Source organism: Streptococcus mitis (assembly GCF_013305725.1).
GTDB lineage: Bacteria > Bacillota > Bacilli > Lactobacillales > Streptococcaceae > Streptococcus > Streptococcus mitis_BO.
The window spans coordinates 340,786-360,085 of the sequence record NZ_CP047883.1 but is presented as its reverse complement, the minus strand read 5'-3'; the positions used below and the strand labels follow the sequence as shown (position 1 = coordinate 360,085).

16 protein-coding genes and 1 pseudogene are annotated in these 19,300 nt (G+C 43.1%); 5 read left to right on the top strand and 12 right to left on the bottom strand.

Features of this window, described 5'->3' with window-relative positions:
• Positions 1–235: 235 nt before the first annotated feature.
• The 4 genes and pseudogenes from M594_RS01835 (at position 236) to M594_RS01820 (ending at position 3,951) form a co-directional block, all read left to right on the top strand.
• Entirely contained in the window at positions 236–1,195 is a 960-nt protein-coding gene (locus M594_RS01835; protein ID WP_173875818.1) for an ABC transporter permease, read from the top strand.
• The gene (locus M594_RS01830) at positions 1,185–2,141 is read left to right on the top strand and encodes an iron chelate uptake ABC transporter family permease subunit (RefSeq protein ID WP_173875817.1); all 957 of its coding nucleotides are present in this window, start codon (positions 1,185–1,187) and stop codon (positions 2,139–2,141) included. The genes M594_RS01835 and M594_RS01830 overlap by 11 nt, the downstream gene beginning before the upstream one ends.
• A pseudogene (locus M594_RS01825) lies at positions 2,138–2,890 on the top strand (ABC transporter ATP-binding protein). Before M594_RS01830 ends, M594_RS01825 begins: the two are co-directional and overlap by 4 nt.
• A 95-nt stretch (positions 2,891–2,985) precedes the next feature.
• A complete protein-coding gene (locus M594_RS01820) occupies positions 2,986–3,951 on the top strand; it encodes a siderophore ABC transporter substrate-binding protein (RefSeq protein WP_173875816.1) in 966 nt (321 codons plus the stop codon).
• Positions 3,952–4,062: 111 nt separating this feature from the next.
• On the opposite strand, the gene yidD is transcribed toward M594_RS01820, so the two are convergent.
• From yidD to M594_RS01770, 10 genes are all read right to left on the bottom strand, one after another.
• Positions 4,063–4,305: a membrane protein insertion efficiency factor YidD gene (yidD, locus tag M594_RS01815; RefSeq protein ID WP_173875815.1), complete on the bottom strand. Its 243-nt coding sequence runs from the start codon at positions 4,303–4,305 to the stop codon at positions 4,063–4,065.
• Positions 4,305–5,027: a pseudouridine synthase gene (locus M594_RS01810; RefSeq protein WP_001222228.1), complete on the bottom strand. Its 723-nt coding sequence runs from the start codon at positions 5,025–5,027 to the stop codon at positions 4,305–4,307. The genes yidD and M594_RS01810 overlap by 1 nt, the downstream gene beginning before the upstream one ends.
• Entirely contained in the window at positions 5,014–5,583 is a 570-nt protein-coding gene (gene scpB / locus M594_RS01805) for an SMC-Scp complex subunit ScpB (RefSeq protein ID WP_173875814.1), read from the bottom strand. Before scpB ends, M594_RS01810 begins: the two co-directional genes overlap by 14 nt.
• 18 nt (positions 5,584–5,601) lie before the next feature.
• Entirely contained in the window at positions 5,602–6,330 is a 729-nt protein-coding gene (locus M594_RS01800) for a segregation/condensation protein A (protein ID WP_173875813.1), read from the bottom strand.
• Positions 6,330–7,064 (bottom strand): site-specific tyrosine recombinase XerD, encoded by a 735-nt coding sequence (gene xerD / locus M594_RS01795; RefSeq protein WP_302478534.1) that lies wholly within the window; start codon positions 7,062–7,064, stop codon positions 6,330–6,332. The genes M594_RS01800 and xerD overlap by 1 nt, the downstream gene beginning before the upstream one ends.
• Positions 7,061–7,522: a cyclic-di-AMP-binding protein CbpB gene (gene cbpB, locus M594_RS01790; protein WP_173875811.1), complete on the bottom strand. Its 462-nt coding sequence runs from the start codon at positions 7,520–7,522 to the stop codon at positions 7,061–7,063. Before cbpB ends, xerD begins: the two co-directional genes overlap by 4 nt.
• A complete protein-coding gene (locus M594_RS01785; RefSeq protein WP_173875810.1) occupies positions 7,519–8,040 on the bottom strand; it encodes a metallophosphoesterase in 522 nt (173 codons plus the stop codon). The genes cbpB and M594_RS01785 overlap by 4 nt, the downstream gene beginning before the upstream one ends.
• Positions 8,016–8,987 carry a nucleoside-triphosphate diphosphatase gene (locus M594_RS01780; RefSeq protein WP_173875809.1) on the bottom strand — a complete coding sequence of 324 codons (972 nt, stop codon included), beginning with the start codon at positions 8,985–8,987 and terminating at the stop codon, positions 8,016–8,018. The genes M594_RS01785 and M594_RS01780 overlap by 25 nt, the downstream gene beginning before the upstream one ends.
• Positions 8,984–9,778 (bottom strand): glutamate racemase, encoded by a 795-nt coding sequence (gene racE, locus M594_RS01775; RefSeq protein ID WP_033684754.1) that lies wholly within the window; start codon positions 9,776–9,778, stop codon positions 8,984–8,986. The genes M594_RS01780 and racE overlap by 4 nt, the downstream gene beginning before the upstream one ends.
• A 198-nt stretch (positions 9,779–9,976) precedes the next feature.
• A complete protein-coding gene (locus tag M594_RS01770; protein WP_173875808.1) occupies positions 9,977–10,225 on the bottom strand; it encodes a YneF family protein in 249 nt (82 codons plus the stop codon).
• A gap of 327 nt (positions 10,226–10,552) precedes the next feature.
• Here M594_RS01770 and M594_RS01765 point away from each other — a divergent pair, with 327 nt between their 5' ends.
• Complete coding sequence (locus tag M594_RS01765) at positions 10,553–16,006, top strand: SIALI-17 repeat-containing surface protein (protein ID WP_254597178.1); 5,454 nt, start codon at positions 10,553–10,555, stop codon at positions 16,004–16,006.
• 53 nt (positions 16,007–16,059) lie between these two features.
• Here the strand turns inward: M594_RS01765 and mraY are convergent, their stop codons facing one another.
• Complete coding sequence (gene mraY / locus M594_RS01755) at positions 16,060–17,040, bottom strand: phospho-N-acetylmuramoyl-pentapeptide-transferase (RefSeq protein WP_173875807.1); 981 nt, start codon at positions 17,038–17,040, stop codon at positions 16,060–16,062.
• 1 nt (position 17,041) lies between these two features.
• The gene (gene pbp2X, locus M594_RS01750; RefSeq protein ID WP_173875806.1) at positions 17,042–19,297 is read right to left on the bottom strand and encodes a penicillin-binding protein PBP2X; all 2,256 of its coding nucleotides are present in this window, start codon (positions 19,295–19,297) and stop codon (positions 17,042–17,044) included.
• Positions 19,298–19,300 lie beyond the last annotated feature (3 nt).

Sequence of the window (19,300 nt, the reverse complement as noted above, 5' to 3'; positions counted from 1 at the left end):
TCAGTTCCTTCTTTCTTTCATCCATTTTACCACTTTTTAAAGGAGAAGGATAGCGGGAAGGTGGATTGGGTTTTGCAAGTTTATCCTATAAAAGAGGGATTTCGCACTTGTTTCAGGAATTTTTCTTTCTTTTTACATTAAATTGTCAGAAAATTTATTGACAGATTAAATAAATCGTGTTACAGTAATATCCGCAGGTATCTTTCGGTACCAAATCTACATGAAAGGATGGGGCATGAAACTTTCTCATTATTTAATTGGCTTACTTCTACTCCTAGTCTTTCTCTCTATTAGCATTGGGACCAGTGATTTTTCATGGGGAAAACTCTTTGCTCTGGATCATGAAACTTTGCTTCTCTTTCAAGAGTCCCGTCTTCCAAGAACCATCAGTATTCTCCTGACGGCCTCTAGTATGAGTATGGCAGGACTGCTCATGCAGACTATCACTCAAAATCAGTTTGCTGCTCCGAGTACAGTTGGAACCACTGAAGCCGCCAAACTGGGAATGGTATTGAGCCTCTTTGTCTTTCCGTCGGCTAGTCTGACCCAAAAGATGCTCTTCGCTTTTGTTTCATCCATCGTATTCACCCTCTTCTTCCTAGCCTTTATGACCATTTTTACTGTAAAGGAAAGGTGGATGTTGCCTCTGATTGGGATCATCTATAGCGGGATTATTGGTTCTGTGACAGAAGTTATCGCCTACCGTTTCAATCTGGTTCAGAGTATGACAGCCTGGACCCAGGGCTCCTTCTCCATGATTCAGACTCATCAGTATGAGTGGCTCTTCTTAGGCCTCATTATCCTGATAGCCGTTTGGAAATTATCCCAAACTTTTACCATCATGAATCTAGGAAAAGAAACTAGCGAAAGTTTGGGGATTTCCTACTCCCTACTTGAAAAACTGGCCCTCTTTCTGGTGGCACTAACGACTAGTGTCACCATGATTACTGTGGGTGGCTTGCCATTTCTCGGGGTCATCGTTCCCAATCTTGTTCGCAAGCGCTACGGAGATAATCTGAGCCAAACCAAGCTCATGGTCGCACTGGTCGGTGCCAATCTGGTCCTAGCCTGCGATATCCTATCCCGAGTTCTAATTCGGCCCTATGAGCTGTCTGTCAGTCTTCTACTAGGAATCATTGGTAGCCTCGTCTTTATCCTACTTCTCTGGAGAGGGGGACGAAAAGATGCAGTCTAAAAGCAAACATACTAAGCTATTCTGGCTTCTCATTATTCTTGCCATCGGAGCTTGCCTTCTCTACTTTTGGCCCATTACTCACCTGTCCACCTTCGCTTGGAAGCTGCGTTCCCAAAAGATCATCGTTTATCTCTTGGTAGCTATCGCGACAGGGATTTCGACCATTAGTTTTCAAACACTGACGGAAAATCGTTTCCTGACGCCAAGTATTTTAGGAATCGAATCCTTCTACGTCCTACTGCAAACCCTACTACTGGTTTTTGAAAGTAAGTTTCTTCAACTCGGGAAGTCTCCCATCTTAGAATTCCTAATCTTACTTCTCGTCCAATCTCTCTTCTTTCTCGCCTTGCAAGGCTACTTGAAGACGCTGATGAAGCAAGATCTGGTCTTTATCCTGCTAATCTGTCTAGCCCTTGGAAGTCTCTTTCGAAATATCAGTACCTTCCTTCAGGTCCTGATGGATCCAAATGAATATGATAAACTGCAAAACAGCCTTTTTGCCTCCTTTCAACATCTCAACACTTCCATCCTAGCCATCGGTTCTCTGATTATCCTTACTTTGACAATCTTTTTCTTTCGGAAAGCAGTCATTCTGGATGTCTTGCACCTGCAAAGAGAAACAGCTCAGATATTGGGACTCGATGTTGAAAAAGAACAGAAAGAACTCCTCTGGGGCATCGTGCTTTTGACCTCAACGGCCACTGCCCTGGTAGGACCTATGGCCTTCTTCGGTTTTATGTTGGCCAACCTCACCTACCTAATCGTCAAAGACTATCGACACAAGTTGCTCTTTATCGTGGCCATTCTGGTTGGATTTATTAGCTTGACCTTGGGGCAGGCCCTGATTGAACGAGTATTTGCACTGGAAATTCGCATCAGCATGGTCATCGAGAGCGTAGGTGGTCTCTTATTCTTTATCTTACTTTATAGGAGGGCGCGTCGGTGAAACTGGAAAACATTGACAAATCCATTCAAAAACAGGATATTTTGCAAGGCATTTCGCTTGAAGTCAGTCCTCAGAAACTGACAGCCTTTATTGGCCCAAATGGTGCTGGAAAATCGACTCTCCTCTCCATCATGAGCAGACTGACCAAGAAAGATCAGGGAATTCTCAGTATCAAAGGCCGTGAAATCGAGAGCTGGAATTCGCAAGAACTGGCTTAAGAACTGACTATCCTAAAGCAGAAAATCAATTACCAAGCCAAATTGACTGTTGAAGAACTGGTCAGTTTTGGACGTTTTCCCTACAGCCGAGGTCGACTGAAAGCAGAAGACTGGGAAAAAATCCTAGAAACTCTGGACTATTTAGAACTGACCAACTTAAAAGACCGCTACATCGATAGCCTGTCTGGGGGACAACTCCAGCGGGTCTTTATCGCTATGGTACTGGCCCAGGATACGGACTTTATCTTGCTGGACGAACCACTCAACAATCTCGACATCAAGCAAAGCGTCAGCATGATGCAGATTCTCAAGCGACTGGTGGAGGAACTCGGCAAAACCATTATCATCGTCCTCCACGATATCAACATGGCTAGTCAGTATGCAGATGAGATTGTCGCCTTCAAGGACGGTCAAGTCTTTAGCAAAGGAACAACCAATCAAATCATGCAGGCTGACCTGCTCAGTCAACTCTATGAGATTCCCATCACGCTAGCTGATATCAATGGCAAAAAGATTTGTATCTATAGCTAGCAACTCAGAAACTCGAGTTAGAAGAAACTTTGTCTCTTAGTCAATAAAACCTAGAGACTCCCTAAGTCGTTATCACATTTTAAAAAGGAGAAATCATGAAAACATCCCTTAAACTTTATCTCACTGCCCTAGCGGCCAGCTTCTTGCTCCTACTTGGTGCATGTAGTACAAACTCAAGCACTAGTAAGACGGAGTCAAGTAGCTCTGCTCCAACAGAGGTAACCATTAAAAGTTCACTAGGTGTAGTCACACTTTCAAAAGTCCCTGAAAAGATTGTGACCTTTGACCTCGGTGCTGCGGATACTATTCGCGCTTTAGGTTTTGAAAAGAATATCGTCGGAATGCCTACAAAAACTGTTCCGACTTATCTTAAAGACCTAGCTGGAAAAGTTAAAAATGTTGGTTCTATGGTTGAGCCAGACCTAGAAGCCCTTGCTGCTCTTGAACCAGACCTAATTATCGCTTCACCACGTACCCAAAAATTCGTAGATAAGTTCAACGAAATCGCTCCGACTGTTCTCTTCCAAGCAGGCAAGGACGACTACTGGACTTCTACCAAGGCTAATATCGAATCCTTATCAGGCGCCTTTGGTGAAACTGGTACACAGAAAGCCAAGGAAGAATTGGCCAAGCTAGACAAGAGCATCCAAGAAGTCGCAACTAAAAACGAAAGTTCTGACAAAAAAGCCCTTGCTATCCTCCTCAACGAAGGAAAAATGGCTGCCTTTGGTGCCCAATCTCGTTTCTCTTTCTTATACCAAACCTTGAAATTCAAGCCAACTGATACTCAATTTGAAGAGTCACGCCACGGACAAGAAGTCAGCTTTGAAAGTGTCAAAGAAATCAATCCCGATATCCTCTTTGTCATCAACCGCACCCTTGCCATCGGTGGCGACAATTCTAGCAACGATGGCGTCCTAGAAAATGCCCTCATCGCTGAAACTCCTGCCTCTAAAAATGGTAAAATTATCCAACTCACACCAGACCTCTGGTATCTAAGTGGAGGCGGTCTTGAATCAACAAAACTCATGATTGAAGACGCTCAAAAAGCCTTGAAATAAGCTACTTCAAACTCAACTAACATCTTTACATGACAAAACGCATCCTATCAAGCTCACTCAAACCTGATAGGATGCGTTTTTATCATTTCACTAAAATATTTTTCCCTAGCCTCATTTTCCTTCTTGATTTCGTTTGAGTGAAAAATGATCTGGGACGGGGTCCTTACCTGTTTTCGACCAGGGATGGCAACGTAAAATCCGAGCCAAGCCCATCAAAACACCCTTGAAGCCATGTTTTTCAATAGCCTGAATCATGTAGTTGGAACAAGTCGGCTCAAAGCGACAAGAGGGGGGAAAGGCTGGTGAGATAAACCGTTGGTAAAAGCGCACAGGCACTATTAAAATTCGTTTCATTATTTCTTAGTTACAGCCATGGTGTGTAGTTGACTGATTTCTTTTTTATTAAGACGACGGGATTCTCCTGGACGGAGTCCTGTCAAGTCTAGATGTCCGAAACGAGTCCGTGACAACTTGTCCACTTGGAGACCGACAGCTTCAAACATCTTTTTAACCTGGTGGTTACGCCCTTCATGGATAGTCAACTGCACCACAGAGCGGTTTTTGACCGGATCCACTTTGAGAATCTCATAAACAGCCGGCTTGGTTTTCTTGCCATCAATCTCAAGTCCACGAGTCAAGGGGCGGAGATTATCCTTATTGGCCACACCTTTAACACGCGCGACATAAACCTTGTCAATCTCATTACGAGGGTGAATCATCTCATCCGTAAAATCCCCATCATTGGTCAAAATCAAGACTCCTGATGTATCCCAGTCCAAACGACCTACAGGGTAGATGCGTTCCTTCACGTTGGGCAAGAGGTCGACAACAGTCTTACGCCCCTTGTCATCTGTCACACTGGAAATGACACCGCGTGGTTTGTTAAGCAGATAATAGACCTTTTCTTCGTTGTAGATAGGTTGACCTTCAACTTCGACCTTGTCGCCTGACTTGATAGTGGTTGCTAGTTCACGTACCACTTGGCCGTTAACCGTCACCAGGCCTTGCTTGATCAGCTCTTCTGCTTTTCTCCTACTGGCCACACCTGCGTGGGCAATATACTTATTGATTCTCATCTTCTTCTATCCTTTCACCAAATAATTGGCTTTCTTGGGCTTGAATCTCAAGCTCATCAATCACTGGTAATTCTTCTAAATGGTTTATCCCCATGTAATCTAGGAAATAATCCGTAGTTACATAGAGGTTGGGGCGCCCCAACACTTCTTTTTTCCCGTCTTCCTTTATCAGGTCAAAAGCCTGCAACTTTGCCAAGGCTCCACTCGAGTTGACCCCACGGATGGCATCAATTTCTATCCGTGTGATAGGTTGCTTGTAGGCAACGATGGACAAGGTCTCAAGAGCTGCCCGAGACAAGCTCTGGTTGATGGGAGCTTTGGAATATTCCTTCAAAATCGCTGCAAGTTGAGGTTTGGTCACCAATCTATAAGCTCCACCTGTCTCAATCAGGGACAAGCTCGACTCTTGATCTTTTTCATACTTTTGGGCTAATTTTTCTAAACTCTGTTGGATACCTGTCGGTGGCAGAGAGAGGAGTTCAGCTAACTGGCGGACTCTAATCCCATCTTCACCCGCTACAAACAAGAGCGCTTCTATTTTTGCTAAAGTACTCATCTTTCCTCTCTATCAAGTCTAGCTTTGGGCCACTTGACTTTCTTCATTCTTTTCCATGAGATAAATATCTCCGAAACTTTCCTCTTGCACGAGGATCAGCTCCTGGGTTTTGATTAACTCTAGGGTTGCCAAAAAGAGGGTGATGACCTCTTGGAGATTCTGGGCTTCCTTAAACAAATCCTGCAAGCGCAATTGATCTCGTCCAGTCAAGGACTCTTTCACGATAACCATCATATCCTCAATCTTATACTCATCCCGCAAGATAGTCGTGTGATTCTGGGCAAACTCCTCTTTTTTCTTTGCTAGGATATTTGAAAAAGCCAAAAAGAGGTCAATGGTCGTCTTGTCATGCACAAGCTCCGCATCTTCGTAAATCAACTCTGTCGGCGCTTTGGAATAGTGCTGGGCCCGTTCTTGGTGCTTAGCTTCCAAGTGCTCACCCAAGAGCTTGAACTTGCGGTATTCTTCGATTTGGGAGAGAAGATCCTGCTCTAGGTCATCTTCCAAATCTGTCACTTCTGCTACCTTTGGAAGAAGCTTGCGGCTCTTAATCAGCATGAGCTGACTGGCCATGACCATGTACTCGCCCGTCACTTCCAGACGCATGGCCTGCAGGGTTGAAACATAAGCTAGATACTGTTCGATGACTTCCGTAATGGGCACATCGTAGATATCCATCTGGTACTTAGAAACAAGATGCAAGAGCAAGTCCAGGGGTCCTTCAAAATCTTTTAATTTAATATCCATTATCTATATTTTTCTAAGGTCAGGACTGTTTTTAATCCTAATTTTTTTGCAATTTCGTACAAATCGACCTTGTTTTCAATTTGTCGTAGAATGAACTGTTCCCGCAAGGCTTGGGCTGATAAGGCTAGGAAACCTTTCTCCTTGACAAAAGCTTCTAGCTGACGAAAGGCCCACTGACGAGAATAGGCTTCCCCTCCCCTTTCAAAAAGGTAGGTCTGGCCCATCAAGGGTTCCAATTCTGAAAGCAAGGTCGTGGGAATGCTGACAATCCTCTGTTGGGAAGCCTTCTTGATTCGCAACACCTGAAAATCCAGATTGATGTCCGCAACCTTGAGAGCTAAAATCTCACTCGGCAAGAGCCCCATTTCTAGGATTAAGAGCGCTAGCAAGCGACCCTCTGAATAGTCACTTTCCTGCCAAAAAGAGTCTAGGTCTAAAATTTCTGGTTTTTCGGTTTTCTTTTCAGCTTGTTTAGCTAATTCCAAGCGGTAAAAGCTGTCCACCTCTCCTTTTTGATAGAGAAAGTAGAGAAATTGGTTACAGGCTGAAATCTTCCGCTTCTGGGCGCTGATTTTTAGATTGGCTAGTTGGGCTTGGTAAATCTTGAGACTGGTCTCAGAAATCCGCTCGCCCACAATGTCTAAAAATTGCTCTAAATCATACTTATAGGACTGTTTGGAATTGGCAGATAAGCCCTGCTTTTCTTCTAAAAAGGCTGAAATCCTGTCTCTCATTTGCATCGAATCTCATATTCCTTACTAAAGTCATGCAAGAGGGCATTCACTGCCTTTAGGATAGACTTGCGCGTGATAATTCCTTGGAAAATACCAGACGCATCCACAACCGGCAAGAAGGACTCATCTACCAGCTTGTGCAAGACCTCCGTAATGGTAAAATCAGGCGAAACAACCGCTACATCCGTTTTGGTCATATGAACAATATCCGTATCCGCCATAATTTCTTGATTCAAGTCATGCTCCATCTGATAAGCCATAATATCTCTGAGCCCAATCGTCCCAACAAAGTGTTTTTCATCTGTTACAACGGGAACACGGGTATAGGTCATCTGACTGAGCAAGAGGGTCGCATGATCCGCATTGTGGGTATCAATCAACACAGCTAGATTTTCAGCAGGGGTCAAAAAAGTTTCTTCTTGCCCCAACAAGAAAGTCTCAAACTCCTTGGCAATCATCGGCTAAACTCCTTGGACAAGCCCGGATACACCTCATGGTCTCGTGTCAAAAAGTCCACTTTAAAATAACTATCATCAATCTCCACACGAGCATAGAGACATTCTCTGATGGTCCCACGTGGTTGACTGATGGAGCCTGGATTTAGAAAAAGGGTCTTGCCTTCCATCCAAGCACTTGGCACATGCAAGTGACCATAAAGGCAGATATCGGCCTCTTCTTCCTGAGCCCAGTAGTCCAACTTTTGAAAGTTGAAATTAATGTCAAACAAGTGGCCATGAGTTTGGACAATCTTGGTCGAACCAAGCTCGGTCACCAAACGTTCTGGATAGCCGGCATAGAAGTCCATGTTCCCTTTAACAACGCGGATGCCTTCCCAAAGGGGAGAATCAGGACGCAGTTCAGAATCGCCGTTATGAAAAACGGCATCAACTTTGCCTACATAGCGATCACGGATTTCTTCCACAATCAAGCTATCGCCATGGGAATCGCTCATTACAATGATGGTTTGCTTTGCCATGATGGAAATACCTCCAAAAGTTTCTTAACGGCTAAGGCGCGGTGAGATTGACTATTTTTTTCTTCAAGGGTTAATTCAGCTGAGGACTTGCCTGTCTCTCCTACAAGGAAGAGAGGATCGTAACCAAATCCATTTTCACCCTTAGGTTCAAAGTTAATGTAGCCTGGCCAGTCTGCTTCAACAACCAAGCTTTCCTTGTTTGGACTGGCCACAACTAGGGTTGTATGGAATTGAGCCGAGCGGTCCTTGAGTTCAAAGACCATGGCCAATTCGTGCAAGAGTTTGGCATTGTTTTCACGGTCAGTAGCTCCCACACCTGCGAAACGAGCTGACCAGACACCTGGCAAGCCACCAAGGACATCGACTTTGAGACCTGAGTCATCTGCCAAAACCATCTTGCCCGTTAATTGAGAAATGGTTTCTGCCTTGAGACGGGCATTTTCTTCGAAGGTCATGCCTGTTTCAGCTACTTCAGGCAGGTCAGGATAGTCATTAAGATTTTCCACATCGTAGCCTAACTTATCAAAGATAGCTCGGAACTCTTTGGTCTTGCCTTCGTTTCGAGTCGCAATCAATAAGGTTTCTCTGACCTTGCTTGTCTCAAAGAAATCATGAACATTGACCCCTTCTTTAGGCAATGCTACATGCAGGAGTTGCCCATTTTCAATCAAGAGAAAAGCTCCCTGACGTTGGATGACTTCCAGATTTCGTCCCATTTCTTGGTTGAGGATATCTACCACAAAAGACAATAAACGGTAGAGAGAACCATAGCGTAAAACAGTAACAGAAACAGGAAAACCTCGATCCTCATCTCGAAATCTTTGGGCAAACTCCAATAGAGGAAAATCCAAGTCATCATCCGTCAACGTCCGGACGCCACCAAAAATACCATAGGACCCGACATACCAGTCCTGTTCATCCTTATATTCATAAATTTTATTTGTCATAATTCTACATGCTCCACATGAATCTCTTTTTCCAGCCATTCTTCACCAATTTGTGCAAAACTTTGGCTGCTGGCTGTTGTGTAAAAACGGTGATGGAGTGGTCCAGCATCGCGACCACGATTGATTTCAAAATAATTAAGTAAGACTGAGATATCTCGTACGCACTCTGCCCCACTATCGATAAGTTGAACCTTGGGCCCCATAACATTTTGAATAATAGGTCTGAGAAGTGGATAATGGGTACAGCCCAAAATCAGGCTATCCACCTTTCCAACCAAGGGACGCAGGGTTTCATAGACCACTTTCTTGGTGACACTGGTTGACAAAGCACCAGACTCCACCAAGGGAGCAAACTTGGGACAGGCCAAACTCTCCACCTGTAAGTCCGGATCCAGATCGTTGATTTTCTGACGATAGATGTCAGATTGTACTGTCATGGGCGTTCCAATGACTCCGATTTTCCCACCTTGACTGGACTTGATAGCTGCCGAAGCTCCTGGCAAAATCACACCCAAGACAGGAATATCTAGTTGAGCCTTAATTTCTTCCCAGACGACCGCAGTCGCAGTATTACAAGCAATGACAATCATTTTGACATCCTTGGTCAAGAGAAAGTTGACCAACTGCCAAGTATATTCACGAATTTGCTCAGCAGGACGGGGTCCGTAAGGCGCCCGTGCCGAATCTCCAATATAGACGATTTCTTCATGGGGAAGCTGGCGCATGAGCTCGCGCACAACGGTCAAGCCCCCGACACCCGAATCCAAAAAACCAATTGGTCGATTATCCATACAGTCTTCTTTCTAGTTTTTTTCTGATTGATAGTTCATTATGATTATTGATCCTTATGAACTGAATGACAGCCTAATCAATAACTATCTCTCTTAATCATAATCAAATATCAATAGAATGCAAGGAAAAAGTCTCATCCCTAAACCATAACCAACATAGTGAGAAGTCTGGAACTTTCATCCCAGACTTTTCCTTATTTATTTTTTCTTTTTATTGTTAGCAAGGGCTGCCTTTTGTTGGCGGATGATTTGGTGGTAAATTTGTTGTACCTTAGCTTCGCTTGGTTTTTGACCATTTGCACTCAAAAGAGTACGAACTGCTTCAGCATTCAAACGTGGGTTGTCAGCGAATTCTTTTTCAATTTGCTTACGAACCAAGTACATTCCTCCAAGAGCTCCTCCTAGAAAAGCTAGCACAATCAATACAATTGCTAATAGTAAATCCATCATATTTCTCCTGTTTCTTTTTGAGTCTCTTTCATTATACCATAAACTAGCCACCCTGACTAGTTTGTTTTACGCTTTCAGGGATGGGTAGACTGTAATAAAGTTGGCTTATTGTTCTAATCAAAACTAGAAAGAATATTAAAAATACACTCTCTTACCATTCGTTCCCTCCACTTTTTTAATACAAAACAATATCAAATATATATCCTTCTCAAATCCCCTTGACAATACTTCATTAGCTGGTAAAATTAGATTAACAATACAATATAGAAATAAAAGTTCGTCTCATAAAAATGAAAGCGCTTTTAATTAATGAAGGAGGTTTCTATGGAAAAAATTTGGAGGGAGAAATCCTGTCGCTACAGTATTCGAAAGCTAACAGTCGGCACAGCCTCTGTTTTGCTTGGAGCAGTTTTTCTAGCTAGTCATACCGTCTCTGCTGATACTACTGAAGTAAAGCAAAATGAGTCTACACTAGAGAAAACTACAACTAAGACAGATACCGTTACGAAAACAACTGAATCAACCGAGCACACACAGCCAAGCGAAGCAGTTGACCATTCAAAACCAGTTCTAGCTGATAATAGTGTTTCTGAAAGCAGACCCGCTGAGGCTAATGTTGCCTCTGCTACAACTAATCAAGCCAGTACTGAGGCTATTGTCAAACCTAATGAAAATAAGGAAACCGAAAAACAAGAACTACCTGTGACAGAACAAAGCAACTATCAGCTAAACTATGATCGACCAACAGCTCCTTCCTATGATGGCTGGGAAAAACAAGCCCTTCCAGTTGGGAATGGTGAAATGGGTGCTAAGGTTTTTGGTCTCATCGGCGAGGAGAGAATCCAATACAACGAAAAAACTCTTTGGTCAGGTGGACCGCGTCCCGACAGTACCGACTATAATGGAGGAAACTATCAGGAACGGTATAAAATTTTAGCAGAAATTCGTAAGGCTCTTGAAGACGGAGATCGCCAAAAAGCCAAACGATTAGCTGAACAAAATCTAGTTGGACCAAACAATGCCCAGTATGGACGTTATCTAGCCTTTGGTGATATCTTCATGGTCTTCAATAACCAGAAAAAGGGGCTGGATACAGTTACAGACTATCACCGTGGTTTGGATATCACAGAAGCCACTACTACAACTTCTTACACCCAAGATGGAACGACCTTTAAAAGAGAAACCTTCTCAAGTTACCCTGATGATGTCACCGTGACCCACTTGACCCAAAAAGGGGACAAAAAACTTGATTTTACAGTTTGGAATAGCTTAACAGAAGATTTACTTGCTAACGGAGACTACTCAGCGGAGTATTCTAACTACAAGAGTGGCCATGTTACGACAGACCCAAATGGTATCCTACTAAAAGGTACAGTCAAAGATAATGGCCTCCAGTTCGCATCCTATCTAGGAATTAAAACGGACGGAAAAGTTACTGTTCATGAGGATAGTTTAACGATCACAGGGGCCAGCTACGCTACGCTTTTACTCAGTGCCAAGACTAACTTTGCTCAAAATCCTAAAACCAACTATCGAAAAGACATTGACCTCGAAAAAACAGTTAAAGGGATTGTAGAAGCTGCTCAGGGCAAAGACTACGAGACACTTAAAAGGAACCATATCAAAGACTATCAAAGCCTCTTTAACCGCGTTAAACTAAACCTAGGTGGAAGCAATATTGCTCAAACGACAAAAGAGGCCCTTCAAACCTATAACCCAACAAAAGGGCAAAAACTGGAAGAACTTTTCTTCCAATACGGACGTTATTTATTGATTAGTTCGTCTCGTGATCGGACAGATGCCCTTCCTGCCAACCTACAAGGAGTCTGGAATGCCGTAGACAATCCACCTTGGAACGCTGATTACCACCTCAATGTCAATTTGCAAATGAACTATTGGCCAGCCTACATGAGCAATCTAGCTGAAACAGCCAAGCCAATGATCAATTACATTGACGATATGCGTTACTATGGCCGTATCGCTGCTAAGGAATACGCTGGCATCGAATCCAAAGATGGACAAGAAAATGGCTGGCTGGTCCACACTCAAGCTACACCCTTTGGCTGGACTACTCCTGGTTGGAATTACTATTGGGGTTGGTCGCCAGCAGCTAATGCCTGGATGATGCAGAACGTCTATGACTACTATAAATTCACCAAGGATGAGACTTATCTCAAAGAAAAGATTTATCCTATGTTGAAAGAGACTGCTAAGTTCTGGAACTCCTTCTTGCACTATGACCAGGCCAGTGACCGTTGGGTGTCTTCTCCATCCTACTCACCAGAACATGGTACCATCACCATCGGAAACACCTTTGATCAGTCGCTAGTCTGGCAGCTATTCCACGACTACATGGAAGTTGCAAACCATCTAAAAGTCGACCAAGACTTAGTAACAGAGGTCAAGGCTAAATTTGACAAACTAAAACCCCTTCACATCAACAAAGAGGGACGCATCAAGGAATGGTACGAGGAAGACAGTCCACAATTCACTAATGAAGGGATTGAAAATAACCACCGCCACGTTTCCCACCTAGTTGGCCTCTTCCCAGGTACACTCTTTAGCAAGGACCAGGCTGAATACTTAGAGGCTGCACGTGCTACCCTCAATCACCGCGGAGATGGTGGTACTGGTTGGTCTAAGGCTAATAAAATCAATCTCTGGGCTCGTCTGCTGGACGGTAACCGCGCCCATCGCTTGCTCGCTGAACAGCTCAAGTATTCAACCCTAGAAAACCTTTGGGATACGCACGCACCTTTCCAAATCGATGGAAACTTTGGAGCAACCAGTGGAATTGCAGAAATGCTTCTTCAATCACACACTGGCTACATTGCACCATTGCCAGCCCTTCCAGATGCTTGGAAAGACGGTCAGGTTTCTGGTCTGGTTGCCCGTGGTAACTTTGAAGTTAGCATGAAGTGGAAAGATAAAAACCTGCAAAGCTTGTCCTTCCTTTCAAATGTCGGTGGAGACCTAGTTGTAGATTATCCAAATATCGAAGCCAGTCAGGTTAAGGTTAATGGCAAATCTGTCAAAGCAACTGTTCTTAAAGATGGCCGCATTCAACTGGCAACACAAAAAGGTGATGTCATTACCTTTGAACATTTCCCTGGTCGTGTAACCAGTCTGACAGCAGTTAGACAAAATGGCGTCACTGCCGAACTTACCTTCAACCAAGTAGAAGGCGCTACCCACTATGTTATCCAAAGACAAGCGAAAGACGAATCTGGCCAAACCTCTGCAAGCAGAGAATTTGTAACCAATCAAACCCATTTTATCGACCGCTCACTCAATCCTCAACTCGTCTACACTTATACTGTTAAGGCTATGCTAGGTAATGTTTCTACACAGGTATCCGAAAAGGCCAATGTCGAAACCTATAACCAATTGATGGATGACCGTGATAGCCGAATCCAATACGGTTCTGCATTTGGAAACTGGGCAGACTCAGAATTATTTGGAGGAACAGAGAAGTTTGCCGACCTTTCACTAGGTAACTATACAGATAAAGATGCGACAGCAACCATTCCTTTCAATGGTGTTGGCATTGAAATCTATGGTCTCAAATCATCTCAATTGGGAATCGCTGAAGTCAAAATCGATGGTAAATCAGTCGGTGAACTGGACTTTTATACTGCAGGTGCAACTGAAAAAGGGAGCCTTATCGGTCGCTTCACAGGATTGTCAGATGGTGCTCATGTGATGACCATCACTGTAAAACAAGAGCATAAACACCGTGGCAGTGAACGTTCCAAAATTTCCTTAGACTACTTTAAAGTTTTACCTGGACAGGGAACAACTATTGAAAAAATGGATGACCGTGACTCTCGCATTCAATACGGATCTCAATTCAAAGATTGGAGCGACACTGAATTATATAAGAGCACAGAAAAATATGCGGACATCAATAACAGTGACCCAAGTACTGCTTCAGAAGCTCAAGCAACCATTCCATTTACTGGAACAGGTATTCGAATTTACGGACTTAAAACATCCGCTCTCGGAAAAGCTCTCGTGACACTAGATGGCAAAGAAATGCCAAGTCTAGACTTCTACACAGCTGGAGCTACCCAAAAGGCAACCTTAATTGGAGAATTTACTAATCTGACCGATGGTAATCATATTTTGACATTGAAAGTTGATCCAAATTCACCAGCAGGTCGCAAGAAAATTTCTCTAGATTCATTTGATGTGATTAAATCTCCAGCTGTAAGCTTGGATAGTCCAAGTATCGCACCACTTAAGGAAGGGGATAAAAACATCTCTTTAACTCTTCCAGCTGGAGATTGGGAAGCCATCGCTGTAACCTTCCCTGGTATCAAAGATCCACTCGTTTTACGCAGGATAGACGATAATCATCTGGTTACGACTGGGGATCAGACTGTCTTATCAATCCAAGATAAACAGGTACAAATCCCTATCCCTGACGAAACCAATCGAAAAGTTGGAAATGCGATAGAAGCTTATTCTATCCAGGAAAATACAACAAGCAGTCCTGTAGTAGCTGTCTTTACCAAAAAGGATGAGAAGAAGGTTGAGAATCAGCAACCAACTACAAGCAAGGGAGATGATCCTGCTCCTATTGTAGAAATTCCTGAATACACTAAACCTATCGGCACAGCAGGACAGGAACAACCACCTACGGTTTCTATCCCTGAATACACTAAACCTATCGGTACAGTGGGACAAGAACAAGCACCTACGGTTTCTATCCCTGAATACACTAAACCTATCGGCACAGTGGGACAAGAACAAGCACCTACGGTTTCTATCCCTGAATACACTAAACCTATCGGCACAGTGGGACAAGAACAAGCACCTACGGTTTCTATCCCTGAATACACTAAACCTATCGGCACAGTGGGACAAGAACAAGCACCTACGGTTTCTATCCCTGAATACACTAAACCTATCGGCACGATGGGACAAGAACAGCCACCTACCGTTTCTATTCCTGAATATACTAAACCTATCGGCACAGCAGGACAAGAGCAAGCACCTACGGTTTCTATCCCTGAGTACACGAAACCTATCGGCACAGCAGGACAAGAGCAAGCGCCTACGGTTTCTATTCCTGAGTACACGAAACCTATCGGCACAGCAGGACAAGAGCAAGCACTTACGGTTTCTATTCCTGAGTACACGAAACCTATCGGCACAGCAGGACAGGAGCAAGCACCTACTGTTTCTGTTCCTGGATATAAACTTCGTGTCTTAAAGGATGAAAGGACTGGAGTTGAAATTATTGGAGGAGCGACTGACTTAGAGGGAATTTCTCATATTTCTAGCAGACATGTCTTAGCTCAAGAACTATTTGGTAAGACCTATGATGCTTACGATCTTCACCTTAAAAATTCAACAGACCAGAGTTTACAACCAAAAGGATCTGTCTTGGTTCGCTTGCCTATTTCCTCTGCTGTCGAAAATGTTTACTACCTAACTCCATCAAAAGAGTTACAGGCACTCGATTTTACTATTCGCGAGGGAATGGCAGAATTTACGACTAGTCATTTCAGCACCTATGCAGTCGTTTATCGAGCTAATGGAGCATCAATTACTGCAAATCAAAAACCAAGTGAAACAGATATCAAACCATTAGCCAACAGCTCTAAGCAAGTTTCATCTAGTCCAGACCTTGTTCAATCTGCAAATGATTCTCCTAAAGAACAACTTCCAGCTACTGGTGAAACATCCAATCCACTACTATTCTTGTCAGGATTGAGTCTAGTCCTAACAGCAACTTTTCTACTTAAGAGTAAAAAGGATGAATCCAACTAACGTTTAACCACACAAAAATCAGGATGAAGATAAGCTTCATCCTGATTTATTTTTTACAGTAGGTATAAAAAGGCTAGCGTCAAAAGACTTGCTAGAAGCCCCACTCCCCAAAAGAAGAAGTCAACCTTCCACTCGCTCCAAGGATTTCCCTTACCAGACAATCCTCCAAGCTCAAAATGGTGATGCACAGGCGTCATACGAAAAATACGTTTCCCACCTGTCAGTTTGAAATAACTGACTTGCATCATAACTGAACTTGTTTCAAAGACATAAACAATTCCGATAATCAAGAGAGTCCATTCTTGGTGGAGAGCCATTGAAATAGCTGCCAGCATTCCACCGAGAGCCAAACTTCCCACATCTCCCATAAAGACCTTAGCAGGCTTATGGTTAAAGACGAAGAAGCCTAGCAAACCACCAATCATGGCAAGAATCACTAGAAGAATATCCATCTGACCTTGCACATAGGCAATAACTCCATAGGCAGACAAACTAATCACAACGGAAATACTCGCTAAACCGTCAATACCGTCTGTCAAGTTCACTGCATTTGAAAAACCGACTAGCCAGAAAAGAGCGAAGATAATATAGAAAATCCCTAGATGCACTTGGTAACCAAAGACAGAGAGCATATCGCCCCCACGCTCATAAAAAAGATAGAAAATGACGCCACCTAGAAGCTGAAGAGCCAATTTCTGCTTGGGATTTAGCCCCTCATTGATCTTGCGGAAGACCTTGAGGAAGTCATCTAAAAAACCAACCAAGCCATACAAGACCAAAATAAACAAAATCATACCAACATTATTGGTCAATTGTTTTGAAAAAAGAGCGACGAGGAAACTCACCGCAACTGCAACAACAAGGAAAACAAGTCCCCCCATAGTTGGAGTTCCAGCTTTTGCCTGATGCTGCTTGACATCCTCATGCATCTGCTGTCCAGTAATCTGGGCTTTTCGATAAAATTGGATAAAGGCTGGAATACCAATAACTGTTAATAAAAAGCTAAGAATTCCAGCACTAATGGAACTAATCATGTTAATCTCCTAAAGTTACTTTCAAATTTTTAATATCTTTGATGGCAGTATTGGCACGAACACTCTGTTTTTGAACCGTTTTACCTGTACCATCCCACTCTACTTCAATGTTCAACCATTTGGCAAATGCTTGAACATTTTCCTGTGTCCATCCATACATATCCGGCATTTCTTCAAGCTTATCAGATAGAATTAAGATTTGCTGATTGGCTTCCAAATTATTCCCTTCAGAAACAGAACTATCTTTAACCTTAGTTCCTGTTCCAATAACGATTGGTTGAACAAGGTTACGTCGTAATTCCTCTGCTAAATCACCCGGCGTGTAATCCTTAGTTGCAGGCATTGCATAACTTGTAATCTTACTAAACTGCTCCAAATTCTTAGCAGTTGACTGAAGATTAAGTGATTCTTTCATAGCTGAGGCTCTTTCAAGAATTGGATTGGCAAACTCTCCAAGTTGAATACCTGAATAATGCTCAGGTTGTTGAACCGTTACATAGAGAATAAAGTCAGGATTTTCCGCTGGGTGCATAGAAACAACTGAGAAAATGTAGTTTGTTGAACCTGTAAGATAACCACCATTTTTCTCATCCGCAATCTGCGCAGTCCCTGATTTAAGGGCCACATTCTGACCCGGAACATTGACAGTTGCCTTGCCTGTACTATGATTATACATAGTTCCATATGTAGGGTCTGTTCCGACCATAACCATGTGGTCACGCGTGACTGATGCCGCTTCTTTCGATACAGGATTTCCGACAACCTCTTTTTGAGATTTACGAACAGATTGATCATTAGGGTCATAAAGGGCACTGATAAATTTCGGCTCTAACATAACACCATCATTGGCAATGGCTGTAAAAGCACGTAGCATCTGGGTCTGCGTTACAGAAATCCCCTGACCAAATGCACTCATGGCAATATTGACAATATTATCTGCAGGCAATTGACCTGTATACTCATCAGTCAGACCAAAACGCGTCGGCACTCCAAACTTAAAGCGATTGAGATAATCGAGCCAAGTCGCATCTCCCATTTTCTGCTCAAGCAAGGTCATCCCGATATTACTAGAGTGGGCAAAACCTTGAGAAAAGGTCATTGTTCCACCACTCGTCAAACCTTCGTTAACGTCCCAGTCTCGAATGGTTGCATCTGCCAGTTTCAACTCGCTACTGTTAAAGTATTCTCCACCAGGGAAAGTCTTATTATCAATAGCTGCTGCCAACATCATCACCTTCATGGTTGACCCTGGCTCATAGTTACTTTGATAGAGGATATCACGCCAGACAAAGTCTTTAGTGATACCATCCTTAGTGTCTGCATTAAAGGTAGGTCTTTGAGTAGTAGCGAGGATTTCACCTGTCTTAGCACTGACCAAGGTAGCTGTCATGTACTTGCCTTTTACCTTTTCTTGAAAGGCATCCATCTGTGTTTCCATGAAGGACTGCAAGGGACTTGAAAGAGTGGTATAAACATCCTTCCCGTCTACAGTTTGTTGAGAAACTTGCTCTGTACCTGGTACAATATTTCCCAGACGATCTTTTTCGTAAGTGATAACCCCATCTGTTCCCGCAAGAATTCTATTTAGAGAACTCTCTAAACCAGATGTCCCTAACAAACTCTTGCTACCATCTTCATTTTCATGAAGTTGTGCTAGACCAATAAATGATGAAGCAAACTGACCATTCGGATAACTGCGGTTAGGACTAGTTGTAAAATCAACCCCCTCCACACCAGCAGTCTTGAGGTCATTTTTAATAGCCATCATATTGGCATAAGTAATACCATTTCCTTTTGTACCAAACGATACCTGTTTCAGATTGGGCTGAGCAAGTTGTTCTGTCACATAGGACTCATCCATATCTAGGTATTTATGAAAAATTTCTGCAACTTTACTAAATTGTGAATCTTCTACATAAAGAACTTTCCCAGTAGCTGACTTGTAGGTCTTGTCAATAACAGCATACACATTATAAGAAGTCGCATCTTCTGCTATTGGCGTTCCATTTCGATCATAGATGGTTCCTCGTTTCGCCGGAATGGTCTTCGTTGTCTGGTGAACCTTCTTAGCCTCTCTGACCAAGTCTTTACCAAATTTACTACCCGTTCCGATAATGACCGCAAAGTTGACCAAAAAGACAGCGAAGAGTACGACTGCCAATAAACTTAAGCTCTTCCCTACTCTTCGGCGATTTTCTTCTGGTGATTTACGGTTGCGAACGGCAAAACGGATAATTTTTTCTTTCAATTGTTTCATATC